The sequence below is a fragment of the Achromobacter sp. 77 genome (assembly GCF_020541125.1).
Classification (GTDB): Bacteria; Pseudomonadota; Gammaproteobacteria; order Burkholderiales; family Burkholderiaceae_B; genus Achromobacter; species Achromobacter mucicolens.
This window is the reverse complement of the sequence record NZ_CP059848.1, coordinates 1,538,935-1,558,273: the sequence shown is the minus strand read 5'-3', so window position 1 is coordinate 1,558,273 and position 19,339 is coordinate 1,538,935. Positions and strand designations below refer to the sequence as shown.

The following is a 19,339-nucleotide window of genomic DNA, read 5'->3' as shown; positions in this document are numbered from 1 at the left end:
TGTCTCCTTGCCCGGCTCGTCAGGCGGCCGCCGGGTTGATGGCAACCGCGGGGCCGGGATACTCCACCGGCTGGTCGGCGCCCTGCAGAAGGCGCGCGTTGCGCCACTCGACCACGTTCTTCGCCACCAGGGTCAACAGCGCCAGCAAGGCCAGCAGCGAGGCGACGGCGAACGCCGCGGAATACTGGTATTCGTTGTAGAGAATCTCCACATGCAGGGTCATCGTGTTGGTCAGGCCCCGGATCTGCCCGGACACCACCGACACCGCCCCGAACTCGCCCATCGCCCGCGCGTTGCACAGGATGGCGCCGTACAGCAGGCCCCACTTGATGTTCGGCAGCGTCACGCGCCAGAAGATCTGCCAGCCGCTTGCGCCCAGCGTCAGCGCGGCCTGCTCTTCCTCGCTGCCCTGCGCCTGCATCAGCGGGATCAGTTCGCGCGCCACGAACGGGAACGTCACGAACAACGTCGCGAGAATGATGCCGGGCACCGCATAGACGATCTTGATGTCGTGCGCCTGCAGCCACTCGCCAAACCAGCCCTGCGAGCCGAACAGCAGCACGAACACCAGACCGGCCACCACGGGCGAGACCGAGAACGGCAGGTCGATCAGCGTGATGAGGAACTGCTTGCCGCGGAACTGGAACTTGGTGATGGCCCAGGCCGCCGCCACGCCGAACACCAGATTGACCGGCAAGGCGATTGCCGCGACCAGCAGCGTCAGACGGATCGCCGCCAGCGCGTCCGGTTCGACGATGGCGTCCAGGTACAGCGCCCATCCCTTCCGGAAGGCCTCGGCAAATACGGCCGCCAGCGGCACCAGCAGAAAGAGCGCCAGAAACCCCAGCGCGATGAACAGCAGAACGCCGCGCACCCAGCGCGGCTCGGTCAGATGCGCGGGACGATCCGGTGCGCTCATGACAGCCTCCCCAGGCCGCGGCGCGCCTGCCAGCCCTGCAACAGATTGATGACGAGCAGCAGCACGAACGACAGCACCAGCATCACGGTCGCGATGGCGGCCGCGCCGGCGTAGTCGAACTGCTCCAGCTTGGAAATGATCAGCAGCGGCGTGATCTCGGACACCATGGGCATGTTGCCCGCAATGAACACCACCGATCCGTACTCGCCCACCGCGCGCGCAAACGCCAGCGCAAACCCCGTCATCAGCGCGGGCGTGATGGTCGGCAGCAGCACGCGCCGGAAGGTCTGCCAGCGGTCCGCGCCCAGGCTGGCGGCGGCCTCTTCGATTTCGCGCTCGACGTCTTCAAGCACCGGCTGCACCGTGCGCACGACGAACGGCACGCCGATGAAGATGAGCGCGATGACGATGCCCAGCGGCGTGAACGCCACCTTCAGGCCAAACCATTCCGACAACGGCCCGCCCAGCCAGCCCTTCTGCGAGTACAGCGCGGTCAGGGCAATGCCCGCCACAGCCGTCGGCAGCGCGAACGGCAGGTCTACCAGCGCGTCCAGGATCTTCTTGCCGGGAAAGCGGTAGCGCACCAGCACCCACGCGACCACCGTGCCGAACACCAGGTTCACCAGCGCCGCAATGAACGACGCGCCGAAGGTCAGCTTGTAGGAGGCCAGCACGCGCGGCGCGGTGACCGCGTCCCAGAAGCCTTGCCATCCCAGGCCGGCGCTCTTGATGGGCAAGGCGGCAAGCGGGATCAGCACGAGCACGCTGAGATACAGCACCGCGTAGCCCATGGAAATGCCAAATCCGGGCAGCACGCCCGGGCTGTTGCGCCGAGCGGCAAAAGGCGCTTGCGCGCCGTTTGCCACCGGGTTCGAGGCTGAAGTCATGGCCGTCGTCCGAACGTGATGCCGTTATTTCTTCTGCGGCTGGTAGATCTGATCGAAGGTGCCGCCGTCGCTGAAGTGGTCCTTCTGCGCCTTGCGCCAGCCGCCGAAGATCTTGTCGTCGATGGTGACGAGCTTGACCTTGGGGAACTTCGCCTCGTATTTGGCGGCGACCGTCTTGTCCAGCGGACGGTAGTAATTCCTGGCGATGATTTCCTGGGCGGCCGGGGTGTACAGGAATTCCAGATAGGCCTGCGCGACGGCGCGTGTGCCCTTCTTGTCCACGACCTTGTCGACGATGGCCACCGGCGGTTCGGCCAGGATGGACAGCGACGGCACCACGATGTCGAACTTGTCCGGGCCCAGTTCCTCCAGGGCCAGAAACGCTTCGTTCTCCCAGGCCAGCAGCACGTCGCCCACGCCGCGCTCCACGAACGTCGTGGTGGCGCCGCGCGCGCCGGTATCCAGCACCGGCACGTGCTTGAGCAGGTCGCCGACGAAGGCGCGCGCCTTGTCCTCGCTGCCGCCGTTCTTTTCCAGCGCGTAGGCCCACGCGGCCAGGTAGTTCCAGCGGGCGCCGCCCGAGGTCTTGGGATTTGGGGTGATGACCTGCACGCCGTCCTTGACCAGATCGTCCCAGTCCTTGATCTGCTTCGGGTTGCCCTTGCGCACCAGGAACACGATGGTGGACGTGTACGGCGAGCTGTTCTGCGGCAGGCGGGTCTGCCAGTTCTCGGGCAGCAGGCCGCGGTCGGCAATGGCGTCGATGTCGTAGGCCAGCGCCAGCGTCACCACGTCGGCTTCCAGCCCGTCGATGACCGAACGCGCCTGGCGGCCGGAACCGCCGTGCGACTGGCGGATCGTCAGATCGACGTTGGCCTTTTCCTTGTACTGCTTGACGAAGGCGTCATCGATGGCGCGATAGAGTTCGCGCGTCGGATCGTAGGACACGTTCAACAGCGTCTGCTTCTGCTGTGCCTGCGCGGGCGCCATCGCGGCAAACGACACCGTGACTGCGGCCAAGGCGGCCAACCAACCGGCTTTCCTGAAAGACATGCCCTGCTCCCTGTGATCTGCAATGTGGAGGCAAGTTTGCGGGCAGGCCGATCTGAACGGAACGAATCATTTTTTGATTGCTCATCGCCAAGAGGCATATAGGACGCGCGTCCCAGCAACGAAAAACCGCCGCAATCCTCTATGAAGATTGCGGCGGTCCGGGTGGTTATCCGGCGCGCTGAAGCGGCAGCGCGCACCCCCTGTTTTTCGTATTTACTTATTCGGTTGCGGCGTGATGCGCAGGTACGGACGCACGGCCTTGTAGCCCTTGGGGAACTTCTCCTTGATGACCGCTTCGTCCTGCAGGGAAGGAACAATGATCACGTCGTCGCCGTCTTCCCAATTGACCGGCGTCGCCACGCTGTGGCTGTCGGTCAGTTGCAGCGAATCGATGACGCGCAGGATCTCATTGAAATTGCGGCCCGTGCTGGCGGGATACGTGATGGTCAGGCGGACCTTCTTGTTCGGATCGATGACGAACACCGAACGCACGGTCGCGGTGGCGCTGGCATTCGGGTGGATCATGTCGTACAGCTCGGAGACCTTGCGGTCCTTGTCGGCAATGATCGGAAAGTTGACCGTCGTCGATTGCGTGTCGTTGATGTCTTCGATCCACTTGGCGTGCGAATCGGCGCCATCGACCGACAGGGCCAGAACCTTCACGTTGCGCTTGGCGAACTCGTCGGCCAGCTTGGCGGTGTAGCCCAGCTCGGTCGTGCAGACGGGCGTGAAATCGGCCGGATGCGAGAAAAGCACCCCCCAGCTGTTGCCCAGGTACTCGTGGAAGCGGATCTTGCCAGCCGAGGATTCCTGCTCGAAATCAGGGGCGGTGTCGCCCAGGCGTAGTTGACTCATGATGTCTCCTGTACGGGATTCAGTTGATGGGACCGGCCGCCGGTCCGGCTTGGACCGCAGCGGGCAATCGCGTTTCGGGGCGGCGGTGACCGCGTGTGAAACGATTCTTCCATCAAACCAACAGGCGGGGAAATACGCAAGTCATATAACCTTATGCAATATTCGCAGCAGGCTTTTCGCCATCCCGCCCCCGGCTGAAGCCGCTCAGCTCAGGTGGTACGCCAGCGACACGATGATCGGCCCCAGCACCGGCAGCAGCACGTTGGCGATGGCGTATGTCACCGTGTAACCCAAGAGGGGCACCGAACTTCCGCTGGCCGTCAGGATGGCGCTGATGGCCAGCGTGCTGACATGCTGTCCGGCAATGGCGCCCACCAGCAGCGGCCCTTCGATCTTCAATAGCTTGTGTCCCACCCAGAGCGACAGGCACGCGGGCCCCAGCGACACCAACAGGCCGATCAAGGGCAGCACCGCGCCATGCTCGCGGATCAGCGACAGCGCATCCGGCCCGGCCGACAGGCCCACGCAGGCCACGAAGATCGCCAGTCCCAGGTCCTTGAGCAATTGCACGGCATGGGCCGGCATGTGTCCGATCGACGGCCGCTTCGCATTGATCCAGCCGCACACCAGGCCGCTGACCAGCGCCCCGCCCCCGCTGCCCAGCGATACCGGAATCCCCCACAGCCTTGCCCCCAGGCTGCCGATCATCAGCCCGGCAAGAATGCCGAACGCCAGAAAGACCAGGTCTGTCACGCCGCTGCGGCGCAGTTCGGATCCCAGCGCCGCACCCGCCTCGGACAGCTCCGGCTCCGCGCCCACCAGGGTGACCAGATCGCCGTATTGCACGACCGTCGCGGGGGTCAGGGGCAGCACGTGCCCCGACCGCGTAATGGATTGCAGGAACACGCCCCGCGCGCGCCGGGCGTTGGGGCGCTTAGCCAGCTCGCCCACCGTGTGACCATTGACGGTCTTCTTGCTGACGATGACTTGCAGCTCGCTCAATTGCAGGTCGTCCGCGTGCGCCTCGGGCAACTGGATTTCCGGGCCGATCACCGATCCGGCTCGCAGCGCAAAACGGCGCAGTCCCAGCACCACCACGATGTCGCCGGTCGCCAGCACATAATCGGGCGTGGCATCGACCGCCTCGCCATTGCGCAGGACGCGGCTGACCACCGTGCGTCCGCCCAACTGGGCCTCCACGTCGGCGACCCGTTTGCCGTCCACGTCCTTGACCACGTGGGCGCGTCCCACCAGACGCGGCAGTGTCGGCAGGCTGGCCTCGTCGTTGTCGCCGGGCATGGCGCCCAGCTTGGCCTCCAGCGCCTTGGACGCCTCGCGCAGGTTGATGCGCAGCAGCGCGGGCGCCACCTGGCTGGTGAAGAACACGATGCTGATGAGACCCACCAGGTAGGTCAGCGTGTAGGCCGTCGCGATGTTGGCCTCCATGCGCTGCACCTCGGCATCCGGCAGCCCCAGGTGCTTGAGCGCCTCGGCGGCGGTGCCAACGACAGCCGATTCCGTCGCCGCACCGGCCGCCAGGCCCGCGGCAGTGCCGGCATCCAGCCCGAACAGCGGCACGGCCGTCAGCACGATCGTCAAGACAAGCACCGCCTCGATGAGCGGCAGCGCCACAAAGCGCAGGCTGGACCGGTTGAGGTTGGCGAAGAACTGCGGGCCGCCGGAGTAGCCCATGGCAAAGATGAACAGGGCGAACGCGACTTCCTTCAGGTCGCCGCGCATCTGGCAGCCCGTCTGGCCGATCAGCAGGGCGACGATCAGCGTGCCGCACACCCCGCCTAGCTGTATCGGCCCGACCTTCAGCTTGCCGATCAGGTATCCCAAGCCCACCGTGACGAACAACACCGCGATGGGGACGTTATTGAAAAACCCGACCGAACACGTCATGAGTTCACGCCGCCCTGTTGTTGCCTGCGTTGCGCCCGCCTACTTCGCGGCGGCCTTCTTTGCCGACTTCGCAGCGGTGTCGGCCTTCTTCACCGCCTTCTTCACGGCCTTCTTGGCTGCCTTCTTGCCGGCGGCGGTCCGTTTGGCGGCCGCCGGCTTGACCGTCTGGCCCTTGCCCGCGGTGGGGCCCGAACGCACCAGCTCGCCCGCCTTCCAGGCTTCGACGTATTCGGTGGCGGCCTCGACCATGTACTTGCCGATCTTGGCGTAGTCTCCATCGTCCAGGTTGGCCAGGGACACACGGATCGACCAGGGCGGCCCGCCAAAGCCGCCGCCGTCCATCAGCACGACCCCGGACTTCTCGGCCAGGCGGAACAGGAAGTCCACCGGCTCGTAGTTGCTGGTCATGTACTTGCAGAACGCGTCGCCGTACGTGATCTTGGCCCAGACCATGAAGTCCAGTTCCACGTAGTACCAGCCCCGCATCGGATCTTCAGGCGGCATCGGGATGCCCAGCCCCCGCCACAGCGCGTCGCGCCGGCTGCGCACGATCTGCATGGTCAGATGCTTGTAGGCGTCCTTCAGGTCCAGCAGGTGCGACAGCGCGAAAAAGCCCATCTGCACCTGCTGCGGCAACGACAGGCCGGCCGTGTGGTTCAAGGCGACATCCCGGCTGTCCGCGACCAGGCGGTCAATGAACTTCAGTTTTTCCGGCTCCATCGTCATGGCGCTGTAGCGCTTGTCCAGCCGTTTTTTCCACGCTGCGGGCAGCTCGGCGATGCGCCGGTCCATCGTGTTGTTCTCGTGCGTGGCGATGACGCCCAGACGCCAGCCGGTGCAGCCGAAATTCTTTGAAAAGGAGTACACGCAGATGGTGTTCTGCGGCACCTCGGCCATCAGCGACCGGAAGTTCGGCACGAAGGTGCCATAGACGTCGTCGGTCACCAGCACCAGGTCGGGATTCTTGCGGATCAGGCGCACGATCTGCTTCATCTCGACGGGACTGAATGCGACGGAGGGCGGGTTGCTCGGGTTCACCGTGACCGCCAGCTTGATCTTGGGGTCTTCCAGCTTGGCGATTTCCGAAGCCGGATAGTGCCAGTCGTGCGTGCCATCCGCGCGCATGCTGTTGGCATTGATGCCGACGATCTTGAACTGGAAGCGCTCCAGGTGCGCGATTTCGATGTAGGGCGTGAAGGTGGGCAGGAACAGCGCGATGGTGTCGCCCTGCTTGAGCAGACCGTTGACCATCAGCGAATCGAAGATGTAGCACATGGCCGCCGTGCCGCCTTCCACCGGGAAGAGATCGAACTTGCCCTTGGGCGGGCGGCCATCGCACATTTCCTTGACGAGGTAGTCATGGATGATCTGCTCGATGTGCACCAGCGCCCGGGGAGGCACGGGGTAGTGGTCACCGATGATGCTGTCGGTCAGTTCATGGATCCATTCGTCCGGATCAAACCCCTTGATCTTCACGCCGTATTCCAGCACCCCGACCAGAAAGTCGTAGCCGTCTTCACCCTTGTGTTTGGAGAGGAACTTGCGCAGCCGGTCGGCGCACCCCTTCTTGGCCGGCATGCCCGCCAGGATGCCTTCGTCGCGCACCCGGCGCGCCTCTTTCATGGCAAACCGGCCCAACAGGAAAAACGCATCCCGCGGTTCCGTGGCGATCCAGTTGGGATTGCCGCGGCCCGCGTTCAGCATGGAGGCGGCGGCCGATTGCTGGCTATCCTTGGCCAGCGTGATCAGATAGTCCTTCAGTTCAAACGGAGACAACTGTTCCAGGTCGCGCTGATGGGAACGCGTGGTCTTCAAGGCCGAGGCCAGGCTGACGGTGACGGGCGCAATGGAAGCCATTTTGTGTACTCCTGATATGCGTGTTGGCCGACGCCGTGAAGACCGGCGTCGTTACGATTGCCGCGCTTTTCTGCTCTGTAGCACCCGCACGCCGCGGCTTTGCGGGGCTGTCCTGCTAGGCCATGAGCATGACGATGACAATGCCCCAGATGATCAGGAGGGTATTGCCGATGGCATAAGGCACCGTGTAGCCAAGCGCCGGGACCTGGCTTTTCGCCGTCTCGGTGATCTGGCCGATGGCCGCGGTCGTGGTCCGGGCGCCGGCGCAGACCCCCAACGCAATGGCCGGGTGGAACTTGAAGACATGACGGGCGATCAGCACGCCCAGGATCATCGGAATGCTGGTGGCAATGACACCGGCGATGAAAAGCTTGGCGCCCAACTGCTGAAAGCCCTGTACGAACCCCGGTCCGGACACGATGCCCACGACGGCGACGAACGCGGTAAGGCCAACCGATGTCAGGAACCAGTGCACCGGCTCGGGCACACGCCCGAACGTCGGATGCACGGAGCGCAGATAGCCGAACACCAGCCCTGAAATCAGCGCGCCGCCGGAAGTGGACAGCGTGATCGGAATTCCGCCCACGGTCAGCACCAGCGTGCCGAACAACCCGCCCAGCAAAATGCCGAAACCCACGAACACCATGTCGGTCTGGTTGGTGGCGCGGTCCACGTAGCCCAGCTTGCCCACGACCCGTTCGACGTCGCGCTTGGCGCCCAGCATGAAAAGGCGATCGCCGCGGTCCAGCTTCAGGCCCCAGTTGACCGGCATCTCGTGGCCGCCGCGCGTGACCTTGCGCAGGAACACGCCCCGGCCCAGTTGGCGCACCGTCTCGTTATCGGCAAGCTCCTTGATCGTCTTGCCGGCCACGTTCTTGTTGGTCAGCACGACTTCGACGACTTCGGCGGGCAGGTTGATGACGTCACGGTCCTCGACCTCGGTGCCGATGAGACCCGAAGCCTGCAGCACCAGCGCGTCATGGCGTCCGGTCACGCCCAGCACATCGCCAGCCTGCAGCGCCGTGCCCGAGTCGGCATCGATGATCTGGTCGCCGCGGCGGATGCGTTCGACGAACACGCGGGCGTCGACGAATTTCGCCTCGAGCTCGCCAACGGTCTTGCCGACGTAATCCGTGTTGTCCAGCCGGTAGGCCCGCGCCGTGAACTTGCGGTAGCCCGACAGTTCCATTGAATCAGCCCCGCCGGACATCTTGGCCTCGTACTCCTGGCATTCCTTGACGATGTCCACGCGCATCAGCTTCGGGCCCAGGGAAGCCAGCAGCCAGGCGCTCCCCACCGTGCCATAGATGTAGCAGACCGCATACGCGACGGGGATGCTGTCGATCCACTGCTTCTTGGTGGCGGCGTCGACGGACAGCCCGTTGATCGTGTCGGTGGCCACGCCCATGACCGCCGAAATGGTCTGCGCGCCCGACAGCAATCCCGCGCCGGTGCCGGCGTCAAAGCCGAACGCAACCGCGGTCCCCCAAGTGACCAGCAGGCAGAGCACGCAGATGATGACGGCAAAAATGACCTGAGGCAGGCCATCGCTTTTCATGCCGCGGAAGAATTGCGGTCCTACGCCGTAGCCAAGACCGAAGAGGAAAAGCAGGAAAAACACCTGCTTGAGAATGGGGGCAATCGATATGTTGAGCTGGCCGACCAGCACGCCCACCAACAGGGTTCCCGTTACTGCGCCCAGATTGAAGCCGAAGATCTTCTTGGCGCCGATCCAATAGCCAAGACCCAAGGTCAGGAAAATCGCCAGCTCCGGGTACTTACGTAGTGTGTCAAAGAACCATTCCATCACGAATCTCCTTCGTTCTGTACAGGTCAAGCACATTCGCAAACAGGGGGTAGCGCGCCGGTTACGTTAGCAGAGTCTTTGCGAAAATCAAACGTTTTTGACAATTTGGCGGCGCGGATAAAACGCGCAAAAAAAACCGCGGGCTTCACGCCCGCGGTTCTGATTGACGCCTGCGCTGCGGTTTACAGCGCGTTGGTCAGTTCGGGAACGACCGTGAACAGATCGCCCACCAGGCCGTAATCGGCCACGCCAAAAATCGGCGCCTCGGCGTCCTTGTTGATCGCGACGATGACCTTCGAGTCCTTCATGCCGGCCAGATGCTGGATGGCGCCCGAGATGCCGACAGCCACGTACAGTTGCGGCGCGACGATCTTGCCGGTCTGGCCAACCTGCCAGTCGTTCGGCGCATAGCCGGCGTCGACCGCGGCGCGTGAAGCGCCCAGCGCGGCGCCCAGCTTGTCGGCCAGCGGATCCAGGATCTTGAAGTTTTCGGCGCTGCCCAGACCGCGGCCGCCCGACACCACGACGCGGGCGCCGGCCAGTTCGGGACGATCGCTCTTGGCGACTTCGCGGCCCACAAACGTGGACAGGCCCGAGTCGGCGACAGCGGCAGCGTCTTCGACCGAGGCGGAACCGCCTTGCGCGGCAACCGCGTCAAAGCCGGTCGTGCGCACGGTGATGACCTTGACGGCGTCGGCCGATTGCACGGTGGCAATGGCGTTGCCGGCGTAGATCGGGCGCTGGAACGTATCGGCGGATTCGACGCCGATGATGTCGGAGATCTGCGCCACGTCGAGCTTGGCGGCGACGCGCGGCGCCACGTTCTTGCCCGAGGCCGTGGCCGGGAACAGGATATGGCTGTAGCTCGAGGCCACGGCCAGCACCTGCGCGGCGATGTTTTCGGCCAGGCCGTCAGCCAGATGCGGGGCATCGGCCAGCAGGACCTTCGCCACGCCGGCGGCTTGGGCGGCCTGGTCGGCCACGGCGCGCGCGTTGGCGCCGGCGACCAGCACGTGCACGTCGCCTCCGATCTTGGCGGCGGCGGCGATGGCGTTCAGGGTTGCGCCCTTGAGTTGGGCGTTATCGTGTTCGGCAATAACCAGCGTCGTCATGATCAGACCACCTTCGCTTCGTTCTTGAGTTTGTCCACCAGCGCCGCGACATCGGCAACCTTGATGCCGGCCTTGCGGGCGGGCGGCTCGCTGACCTTCAGCGTCTTCAGGCGGGGCGCGGGATCAACGCCCAGGTCTTGCGGCGTGACGGTGTCCAACTGCTTTTTCTTGGCCTTCATGATGTTCGGCAGCGTGACGTAGCGCGGCTCGTTCAGGCGCAGGTCGGTGGTCACGATGGCGGGCAGCTTGAGCGACAGGGTTTCCAGGCCGCCGTCGACTTCGCGCGTCACGGTGACCTTGCCGTCGGCCAGCTCGACCTTGCTGGCGAACGTGGCCTGCGGCCAGTCCAGCAGCGCGGCCAGCATCTGGCCCGTCTGGTTGGCGTCGTCGTCGATGGCTTGCTTGCCCAGAATCACGAGCTGGGGCTGTTCCTTATCGACCAGCGCCTTGAGCAGCTTGGCGACAGCCAGCGGCTGCAGTTCGGCATCGGTCTGGACCAGCACGCCGCGATCGGCGCCGATGGCCATGGCGGTACGCAGTGTCTCCTGGCATTGCGCAACGCCGCAAGAAACCGCCACGACTTCAGCGACCGCGCCCTTTTCCTTCAGGCGGGTGGCTTCTTCGACGGCGATCTCGTCAAAGGGGTTCATGGACATCTTCACGTTGGCGATATCCACGCCGGTCTGATCAGACTTGACGCGCACCTTGACGTTGTAGTCAACGACGCGCTTGACAGGTACCAACACCTTCATCCCGCTGCCTCCAATTGGAAAATAATGACCCGGCATGCGCCGGGATCGCATTGCACAATTTTTTCCTGATTCTACAGCTTCGCCAGCGCCCGTATGTGCGCGACCACGCTGCGGCCCAAGGCGGACAAGTTGTAACCGCCTTCGAGCGTGCTCACGATCCGGCCCTGACAGTGGCGATCGGCCACCTCGACCAGCTGCTCGGTGATCCAGGCGTAGTCCGCCTCCACCAGGCCCATCTGCCCCATGTCGTCCTCGCGATGAGCATCGAAGCCCGCGGACACAAGGATCAATTCCGGACGGTGGGCCTCCAGCCGCGGCAGCCAGGTGTCCGTGACGATGGTCCTGACCGCGGCGCCAGCCGTGTAGGCGGGCACGGGCACATTGAGCATGTTGGCGGCCGGATGGTCCGCGCCGCTATTGGGAAAGAACGGATGCTGGAAGAAGCTGCACATGAGCACCCGATCGTCCCCGGCAAAGACATCTTCGGTGCCGTTGCCATGATGGACGTCGAAATCGACGATCGCCACGCGCGTCAGGCCGTGAAAGTCCATGGCATGCTGCGCCGCAATGGCGACGTTGTTGAAAAAGCAGAAGCCCATGGCCTGCGACCGGCACGCGTGGTGCCCGGGCGGACGCACGGCGCAGAAGGCCGTTCGGGCCTCGCCGCCCAGCACGGCATCGACCGCCGCCACCCCCGCTCCCGCCGCGTGCAACGCCGCCTCGAAGGTGTGCGGGTTCATGAGCGTATCGGGATCGATAGGGTAATACCCTTGGTCCGGCGTATGTTTCTGCAGACTGTCCAGGTACTGGACAGTGTGCACGCGCAAGAGGTCATTGCGGCACGCCTGCGGCGCCTGCCGGTCATCCAGGTAAGGCATCAATCCGCTTGCGAGCAACTGATCGGAGATGGCGTCCAGCCTCTGGGGGCTTTCCGGATGCCAGCTTCCCATTTCATGCAAGCGGCATGCCGGGTGGGTAAGATACATGGTCTCCATAAGGAAGATTATGTTCATCTGTCGGCGAATACTGCAACTCGGCGCGCTTTCCGCTCTGCTGGCGGGGTGCTCCACCACCACTCCCACCGCAGCAACCTCCACTCCTTCCGCTTCCCAGACCGCTCAGGCTTCAGGGACGCCCGCCATCCGCATCGGGCCCAGCACGCCGACGCTCGGCCCCGAACTCGCGGACGACGCGCCCGCCACGCTGACGCCATCCGGCGCCTTGCGGCCCGACGTCCGCACCTTCGTCGAAAACCTGGCCGCCGAGCGTCAGCTGCCGCTGGCGCCGATGGTCCAGGCGCTGGAAAGCTCACGTTACAACGCCACGGTGGCGCGGCTCATCGCGCCCTCCCCACCCGGCAAGAAGGTCTGGCGCAGCTGGCTGACCTATCGCTCCCGCTTCGTCGAACCCAAGCGCGTTGCCTGGGGCGTCGAGTTCTACAACGAAAACCGCGACCTGCTGAATCAGGCGGCGCAACGCTTTGGCGTGCCGGCCCCGATCATCGCCTCCATCATCGGCGTCGAAACGCTGTATGGCCGCAACATGGGCAATTTCCGCGTGCTGGACGCGCTGGCCACGCTGGCCTTCGACTACCCGGACCCGGCCAAGCCCGAGCGCGCCACGATGTTCCGCACCCAGCTGGCCGACTTCCTGACGCTCGTCATGAACGACAAGCTGGAACTGGAAACCAAGGGGTCTTACGCCGGCGCCATCGGCATGCCGCAATTCATGCCGACCAGCGTGATGCATTACGCCGTGGACGGCGACGGCAATGGCCATATCGACCTGACCAACAACACCCAGGACGCCATCATGTCCGTGGGCAGCTTCCTGGCACAGCACGGCTGGCAGCGCGGCCTGCCGGTGTTCGCGCCCGTGGTGCTGCCCGCCGACCCCACCGCTCTGGTGGACGGCGGCCTGGAGCCCAAGCAAAGCTGGACCACGCTGACGGCGGCGGGCTCGCGCCTGCAGCCCGGCGCATCCAGCGATGGCTGGGTCAGCCAGCCGCTGGGCGTGGTGGATCTGGTCGAGGAAATGCGCGGCACGGCGCAGTATCGCGTGGGGACGCCCAACTTCTTTGCGCTCACCAAGTACAACCGCAGCTACTTCTACGCCACGTCGGTGGCCGACCTGGCCACCGAGATCGAGGCCCGCGTGACGCGATGATCGCGCGCGCGCCGATTTTCCCCGCGCGGTGACTGCTGCCCGCGCGGATGGACAAACGCCCCGGCGGATGCAACCGCCGGGGCGTTTTTTCATTCAAGCGATGGCCGCCTCGTCCTGGGCGGCGCGCCGCGCAATCCCGCGCGGGGGCCAGCCAGCAGGTCAGTTGAAGACGCCCGTGGACAGATAGCGGTCGCCGCGGTCGCACACGATGAACACGATGGTCGCATCGTTGACGCGCTCGGCAACCCGCAGGGCCGCGACCAGTGCGCCGGCCGACGAGATCCCGCCGAAAATGCCTTCCTCGGCGGCCAGCCGCCGCGCCATCACTTCGGCTTCGGACTGCTGGATGGACTCGTAGGCGTCCACACGGCTGCGGTCGAAGATCTTGGGCATGTAGGCCTCGGGCCATTTGCGGATGCCCGGGATCTGCGATCCTTCGGCCGGCTGCGCACCCACCACCTGCACGGCGGGGTTGCGCGACTTGAGGTACGTGGACACGCCCATGATGGTGCCCGTGGTGCCCATGGCGCTGACGAAGTGCGTGATGCGTCCTTCCGTCTGGTTCCAGAGTTCCGGGCCCGTGGTTTCAATGTGCGCGCGCGGATTGTCGGGATTGGCGAACTGGTCCAGCACCAGCCCCCGGCCATCGGCCTGCATCTCGGTGGCCAGGTCGCGGGCGTATTCCATGCCGCCCTTGTCGGCCGGCGTCAGGATGAGCTCAGCGCCATACGCCGCCATGGCGGCACGCCGCTCGACGGACAGGTTGTCCGGCATGATCAGGATCATGCGGTAGCCCTTCATGGCGGCCGCCATGGCCAGCGCAATGCCGGTATTGCCGCTGGTGGCTTCGATGAGGGTGTCGCCCGGCTTGATGTCGCCGCGCTCTTCGGCGCGCTGGATCATCGACAAGGCCGGGCGATCCTTCACGGATCCCGCCGGGTTGTTGCCTTCCAGCTTGGCCAGGATGACATTGCCGCGCGCGTCGCCCGCCGCCCCGGGAATGCGCTGCAGGCGCACCAGGGGCGTGTTGCCGACGGTCTGCTCGATGGTGGGGTAGGTAGTAGTCATGCGGTCGATCATAACTCCGCCCGGCGCCGCGCGGCCCCAAAAGCCGCGCACGCGCCAGGGGCTCCCCGCATCGCCGGGATGCGGGGATGCCGGATCGACGGATCGCCGGATCGCTGGACCTCGGGATCGCCGGATCGCCGGATCGCCGGATCGCCGGACCGCCGGACCGCCGGATCGCCGGATCGGCTGATCGCCGGACCGCCGGGCTCAGGGCTTGGCGCGGGCCGGGACCGACGCGCCGCCCGCCGTGTACGCTCCGGCAGGCTTTGCCGCAGCCGCCTTGCCTGCTGCCGGGCGGGCTGCGGGCGCGGCTGCCGCCCCAGACTTCGGCGCGGCGCCCGCGGCGCCGATCGTCAGGCCGGCCGCCTGAAGCGCCTGCGCCTTTTTCTGTCCGATGCCCCGCACACGCTCGGTCAGGTCGTCCAGCGATTCGAAACGGCCGCCGCGTTCGCGTTCGCGCACGATGATGTCGGCGGTGCGGGGGCCGATGCCCCGCAGGCCTTCAAGCTGGGCCGCGGTGGCCTGGTTGATATCCACGGCCTGAGCGGGCGGGGCGGCCACGCCAAGGCCGGCGGACAGCAGCAAGGCGCCAAGCGCCTGCCGCAGCGCACGCTGGCCCGCGCGCGGGCAGGCGGGCATGGCGGCCGGACGCGCGCGGCGCCACGGCGCCAGCGGCAGATGGCGGGCAACGGTGGAATGGACGAAGGGATTCATGGGCTCTCCTGACGGGTCGGAGCGCAGCGGTTGCCGCGCCTTGTTCCCATCATCGGGCCCCGCCCCGCCCTGCGCCCGGCGAGTGAATCAATTCATCCAGCCCGGCAACCACGCAGGCGAAAAAAAGCCACCGCACGGCGGTGGCCTTGTCGGATCGGCTGCCGGAAGGATTACTTGCGGGCGCGCCAGTAGCGCACGTATTCGGCCACGCCCGTCTGCACATCGCGCATGGGCGCCGTGAAGCCGGCGGCGCGAAGCTGCGTGACATCGGCCTGCGTGTAGCTTTGGTAGCGGCCCTTGAGGTCGTCCGGGAACGGGATGTAGCGGATCAGATCCAGTTCGGCCAGCTGCGCCAGCGTCAGCTCGGCCTCGCCCCGCTCGGCGCGCAGCGTGTTGACCACCGCGGCCGCCACGTCATTGAACGGCTGCGCCTTGCCGGTGCCGCAGTTGAAGATGCCGGATTGTTCGGGATGATCCAGGAAGTGCAGGTTCACCGCGACCACGTCTTCGACCGAGATGAAATCGCGGCTCTGGCCGCCATCCACATAGCCGTCCCAACCCGCGAAGAGGCGCACGTGCCCGTGTTCCAGGAACTGGTTCATGTTGTGGAAGGCCACCGACGCCATGCGGCCTTTGTGCTGCTCGTGCGGGCCATACACATTGAAGTACCGCAGGCCGACGACTTGCGCCGTCAGGCTGTCCATGCGCTTGCGCAGCACCTGGTCGAACAGCAGCTTGGAATAGCCGTACACGTTCAGCGGGCCTTCGTTGTCGGGATGCTCGACGTAGGTCGTCGACCCGCCGTACACGGCCGCGGAGGACGCATACAGGAACGGCACGCGGCGCGTCTGGCAGAACTCGAAGAGTTCCAGCGTGACGCGGTAGTTGTTGTCCAGCATGTAGCGGCCGTTGCGCTCGGTGGTGTCCGAGCACGCGCCCTGATGCAGCACAGCGCGGATATCGGGCAGGCTGCCGTCGGCGACGCGGCGGCGGAAGTCGTCCTTGTCCATGTAGTCGGCGATCTTGCAATCGACGAGATTGACGAACTTGTCGCCTTCGGTCAGGTCATCGACGGCAATGATGTCTTCGATGCCGCGGCGGTTGAGTCCGCGAACCAGGTTGCTGCCAATGAAGCCCGCGGCTCCGGTAACGACGATCATGAGGATTCTCCTGCCAATTCCGCGGCGGTGACGACGGACGTGCCCAGCTTGCCCACGGCGATCCCGCCGGCCTTGTTGGCCCAGCCCATGGCTTCGGCCCAGGGCAGCCCGATGGCGCGCGTGACCGCCAGCGTGGCAAGCACGGTGTCGCCCGCGCCGGACACGTCGAACACTTCGTGCGCCTGCGCATCGGTGTGATCGCGTCCCGCATCGGAAAACAAAGTCATGCCCTGCTCGGACCGCGTCACAAGCAGGGCTTCAAGGTCCAGATCCGCGCGCAGGCGCTGCGCGCGATCGGTCAATTCGGCCTCGGAATTCCAGCGGCCGACCGCCTGCTGCATTTCCGAGCGGTTGGGCGTGACCAGGGTCGCGCCGCGATAGCGCGAGTAGTCATCGCCCTTGGGATCCACCAGCACCGGGATGCCTGCGCTGCGCGCCAGCGCAATCAGCGACTCCACGCGGGTCAGCACGCCTTTGGCGTAATCCGACAGCACGACGATGTCGTGGTTGGCCAGGTGGCGCGCCAGGGCCGCGTCCACGGCGTCCAGCGACGCCTGCGAGGGATGCTGTTCGAAATCCACGCGCAAGAGTTGCTGCTGGCGGCCCAGGACGCGCATCTTCAGGGTGGTGTGCAGTTCGTTGTCGGCGATCAGGTCGCCCTGGATGCCGGCCTCGGTGGACAGGCGCCGGACGCTGTCGCCGGCCTCGTCCTGACCCAGCACGCCGACCAGCGTGACATGGCCGCCCAGCGCGGCCACGTTGCGCGCCACGTTGGCGGCGCCGCCCAGACGATCTTCGCGGCGGGCGACCCGCACGACCGGCACCGGCGCTTCGGGGGAGATGCGCTCCACTTCGCCGAACCAGTAGCGGTCCAGCATGACGTCGCCAACCACGAGCACGCGGCTACGCGAAATGGCGTCGGCGGGAAAAGAGTTCATTCAAGTTCTTCCAGACGGCGCGGCGCATAGGTTTCCCAGGCGTTGCAGCCGGGACATTGCCAGTAGAAGCGACGCGCTTGAAAACCGCAATTGCGGCATGCATAGCGATCGAGCCGTTGCGTGTGTTTGTGGATCAGGCTGCGCAGCAGGGTCAGGTCCGCGCCCGGCACCGGGCCGTGGTCGCCATCGCTGTCGCCGTTGGCCAGTTCGGCCTCCAGGAGGCGATCTAGCCCCAGCAGCGAAGGATGGCTGCGCAGCGCGCCGCGCGCGAAGGCCCATGCCGTCGCCGCGCCCTGCTGCACGCGCAGTTCCCGGAACACCACGTTGAACAGATCCAGGGACGCATGGCGGCCATACTGCTTTTGCAGGAAGTCCAGGCCTGCGGCGGCCTGGTTGGCGTTGCGATAGTTCGCCAGCAACTGCTCGGCCACCAACCCGGCGTACTCGGACGCGTCGGTCATGACCGATTCCAGGTACAGCCTTTCGCGCTTGGGATCCTGCTCGATCAGCGCCAGGCGCGCGCGCAGCATGGCGGTGCGCACCTTGGCGCCCTTGCTCGAGGCGGCCTCGGTGGTGGTCAGCGCGTGGTCTGCGGCGTCCAGCGCCTTGTGCGCGCTTTCGACGTCGGCGGGCTTGGCCGCCAGCGCGGTCTGCGCCTGTTCGCAGTAGTAGTGCACGATTTGCGGGACGGGCTCGTCGACCAGGCCCTGCAAGGTCTTGACGGCCTCGATCGCTCGCGGCCAATCGTGTTCGGATTCATAGATGCGGATCAGCGAGCGCAGCGCAGGCAACGCGTAACGCGTGTCCTTGAGCTGCTCGAAACCGCTTTCGGCCCGGTCCAGCATCCCGGCCTTCAGGAAGTCCTGCGCCAGTTCGTGCTGCGCGTGTTCGCGCTCGGCCTGTGGCAGGTCGGAGCGGTTCAGCAGGCTTTGATGCACGCGGATGGCGCGCTCCATTTCGCCGCGGCGGCGAAACAGACTGCCCAGGGCAAAGTGCAGCTCCGTGGTTTCCGGGTCCAGCTTGGCGACCTCGACGAACGCGTCGATGGCGCGGTCCGGCTCTTCGTTGAGCAGGAAGTTGAGCCCGCGGAAATAGGAGTCAGGCAGGCTGCGCGTTTCCCGCAGCATCTGCCGGATATCGAAACGCGCGGCCAGCCAGCCCAGCGCGAACAGCACCGGGACGAAAATCAACCACCAAGGTTCAAAATCCACTATTCGGACTCATGCGGTAATTCGGTGCAAAAAAGCCGGCGCGATGTCACAGCGGCGACATGGGAGCGACGGCTTCGGGGGGCACGACGGGCGTGGTGCCGTTGGCGGCGGCCTGGATGCGATCCAGTTCGCGGCGCAGGCGGATGGCCTCGCGGCGGCGGCGCAGCGCTGCGGGAACGGTCAGCAGCAGCCCGAACAACGCGCCAAGCACGAATACGACCAGCATGACGACGATCAGCGGGACGTCCTGGATGACGTAGTCGGCGTAGAACTTCACGGCGACGGGGTCGGTGTTCTTCAAGGCGAACATCAACACCGCCACAAAGACGAGCAATCGCAGGGCCCAGACGAGATAGCGCATGGCGCATGCTCCAGATGATTCGAGACCGTCAATTGTAAGCGACGTCTTCACGGCGAGAGAAAAAAAAGCCCCAAGGCGGAGCCCGGACAGCGAATGCGAAGGTGGGACGAACGCGTGAACGGGCGCCACAAAAACAAAGCCCCTTGATTTCTCAAGGGGCTTCGTTCGCGGTCCGATCTGCCCGAAGGCAGCTCTGCCTGGCCGACGCGTCAATGCATGGCGTGCAAACCTGCCATGGAAGACGGCATCGACTCGCTCGATCCGGAGGATTGAGCGTCCTCGTCATTGCCGCCGACCAGGTCCACCCGTTCGCGCAATTCCTTGCCTGCCTTGAAGTGCGGCACCTGTTTGCCAGGCACCAGCACCTGCTCGCCGGATTTGGGATTGCGACCGATGCGGGGAGACCGCTGCGACAACGAAAAACTGCCAAAACCGCGGATCTCGATGCGCTGACCCGAGGCAAGCGCCTGGGTCATTGCATCAAGTACGGTCTTGACCGCGTAATCGGTGTCGCGGGCGGCCAGCTGAGGATAGCGGGCCGCCAAGGCGGCGATCAGCTCCGACTTGGTCACGA

At 65.4% G+C, this 19,339-nt stretch carries 18 protein-coding genes; 1 reads left to right on the top strand and 17 read right to left on the bottom strand.

Annotated features, from left to right (window positions below; all coding sequences use genetic code 11):
* Positions 1 to 19 precede the first annotated feature (19 nt).
* The 10 genes from cysW to H4P35_RS07100 form a co-directional block, all read right to left on the bottom strand.
* Positions 20 to 919 (bottom strand): sulfate ABC transporter permease subunit CysW, encoded by a 900-nt coding sequence (cysW, locus tag H4P35_RS07145; RefSeq protein WP_226848532.1) that lies wholly within the window; start codon positions 917 to 919, stop codon positions 20 to 22.
* Positions 916 to 1,806 (bottom strand): sulfate ABC transporter permease subunit CysT, encoded by an 891-nt coding sequence (gene cysT / locus H4P35_RS07140; protein ID WP_056322290.1) that lies wholly within the window; start codon positions 1,804 to 1,806, stop codon positions 916 to 918. The genes cysW and cysT overlap by 4 nt, the downstream gene beginning before the upstream one ends.
* A 24-nt stretch (positions 1,807 to 1,830) precedes the next feature.
* Positions 1,831 to 2,796, bottom strand: a complete 966-nt coding sequence (locus H4P35_RS07135; protein WP_226849444.1) for a sulfate ABC transporter substrate-binding protein — start codon at positions 2,794 to 2,796, stop codon at positions 1,831 to 1,833.
* Between the two features lie 276 nt (positions 2,797 to 3,072).
* Positions 3,073 to 3,714, bottom strand: a complete 642-nt coding sequence (locus tag H4P35_RS07130; protein WP_056322285.1) for a peroxiredoxin — start codon at positions 3,712 to 3,714, stop codon at positions 3,073 to 3,075.
* 204 nt (positions 3,715 to 3,918) lie between these two features.
* Positions 3,919 to 5,619, bottom strand: coding sequence for an aspartate-alanine antiporter (gene aspT, locus H4P35_RS07125; RefSeq protein ID WP_226848531.1), 1,701 nt, complete (start codon positions 5,617 to 5,619; stop codon positions 3,919 to 3,921).
* Between the two features lie 39 nt (positions 5,620 to 5,658).
* On the bottom strand, positions 5,659 to 7,476 hold the full coding sequence (locus tag H4P35_RS07120; RefSeq protein WP_226848530.1) for a bifunctional aspartate transaminase/aspartate 4-decarboxylase: 1,818 nt from the start codon (positions 7,474 to 7,476) through the stop codon (positions 5,659 to 5,661).
* A 115-nt stretch (positions 7,477 to 7,591) separates the two neighbouring features.
* Positions 7,592 to 9,283, bottom strand: a complete 1,692-nt coding sequence (aspT, locus tag H4P35_RS07115) for an aspartate-alanine antiporter (RefSeq protein WP_226848529.1) — start codon at positions 9,281 to 9,283, stop codon at positions 7,592 to 7,594.
* Positions 9,284 to 9,465: 182 nt separating this feature from the next.
* Positions 9,466 to 10,395, bottom strand: a complete 930-nt coding sequence (locus H4P35_RS07110; RefSeq protein WP_056322276.1) for an electron transfer flavoprotein subunit alpha/FixB family protein — start codon at positions 10,393 to 10,395, stop codon at positions 9,466 to 9,468.
* 2 nt (positions 10,396 to 10,397) lie between these two features.
* A complete protein-coding gene (locus tag H4P35_RS07105) occupies positions 10,398 to 11,147 on the bottom strand; it encodes an electron transfer flavoprotein subunit beta/FixA family protein (protein ID WP_056322273.1) in 750 nt (249 codons plus the stop codon).
* A gap of 71 nt (positions 11,148 to 11,218) precedes the next feature.
* The gene (locus H4P35_RS07100) at positions 11,219 to 12,142 is read right to left on the bottom strand and encodes a histone deacetylase family protein (RefSeq protein ID WP_226848528.1); all 924 of its coding nucleotides are present in this window, start codon (positions 12,140 to 12,142) and stop codon (positions 11,219 to 11,221) included.
* 10 nt (positions 12,143 to 12,152) lie between these two features.
* On the opposite strand from H4P35_RS07100, the gene mltB reads away from it, so the two are divergent.
* Positions 12,153 to 13,313, top strand: coding sequence for a lytic murein transglycosylase B (mltB, locus tag H4P35_RS07095; RefSeq protein WP_226848527.1), 1,161 nt, complete (start codon positions 12,153 to 12,155; stop codon positions 13,311 to 13,313).
* A gap of 159 nt (positions 13,314 to 13,472) precedes the next feature.
* On the opposite strand, the gene cysM is transcribed toward mltB, so the two are convergent.
* The 7 genes from cysM to H4P35_RS07060 form a co-directional block, all read right to left on the bottom strand.
* On the bottom strand, positions 13,473 to 14,381 hold the full coding sequence (cysM, locus tag H4P35_RS07090; protein WP_056322744.1) for a cysteine synthase CysM: 909 nt from the start codon (positions 14,379 to 14,381) through the stop codon (positions 13,473 to 13,475).
* Positions 14,382 to 14,588: 207 nt separating this feature from the next.
* Positions 14,589 to 15,095 carry a helix-hairpin-helix domain-containing protein gene (locus H4P35_RS07085; protein WP_226848526.1) on the bottom strand — a complete coding sequence of 169 codons (507 nt, stop codon included), beginning with the start codon at positions 15,093 to 15,095 and terminating at the stop codon, positions 14,589 to 14,591.
* A gap of 170 nt (positions 15,096 to 15,265) precedes the next feature.
* The gene (gene rfaD, locus H4P35_RS07080) at positions 15,266 to 16,255 is read right to left on the bottom strand and encodes an ADP-glyceromanno-heptose 6-epimerase (RefSeq protein WP_062838608.1); all 990 of its coding nucleotides are present in this window, start codon (positions 16,253 to 16,255) and stop codon (positions 15,266 to 15,268) included.
* Entirely contained in the window at positions 16,252 to 17,193 is a 942-nt protein-coding gene (rfaE1, locus tag H4P35_RS07075) for a D-glycero-beta-D-manno-heptose-7-phosphate kinase (protein ID WP_226848525.1), read from the bottom strand. The genes rfaD and rfaE1 overlap by 4 nt, the downstream gene beginning before the upstream one ends.
* Positions 17,190 to 18,404 (bottom strand): lipopolysaccharide assembly protein LapB, encoded by a 1,215-nt coding sequence (gene lapB, locus H4P35_RS07070; protein WP_056322260.1) that lies wholly within the window; start codon positions 18,402 to 18,404, stop codon positions 17,190 to 17,192. The genes rfaE1 and lapB overlap by 4 nt, the downstream gene beginning before the upstream one ends.
* Before the next feature lie 46 nt (positions 18,405 to 18,450).
* A complete protein-coding gene (locus H4P35_RS07065; RefSeq protein WP_062838607.1) occupies positions 18,451 to 18,765 on the bottom strand; it encodes a lipopolysaccharide assembly LapA domain-containing protein in 315 nt (104 codons plus the stop codon).
* A gap of 209 nt (positions 18,766 to 18,974) precedes the next feature.
* Positions 18,975 to 19,337 (bottom strand): integration host factor subunit beta, encoded by a 363-nt coding sequence (locus H4P35_RS07060; protein WP_056322254.1) that lies wholly within the window; start codon positions 19,335 to 19,337, stop codon positions 18,975 to 18,977.
* Positions 19,338 to 19,339 lie beyond the last annotated feature (2 nt).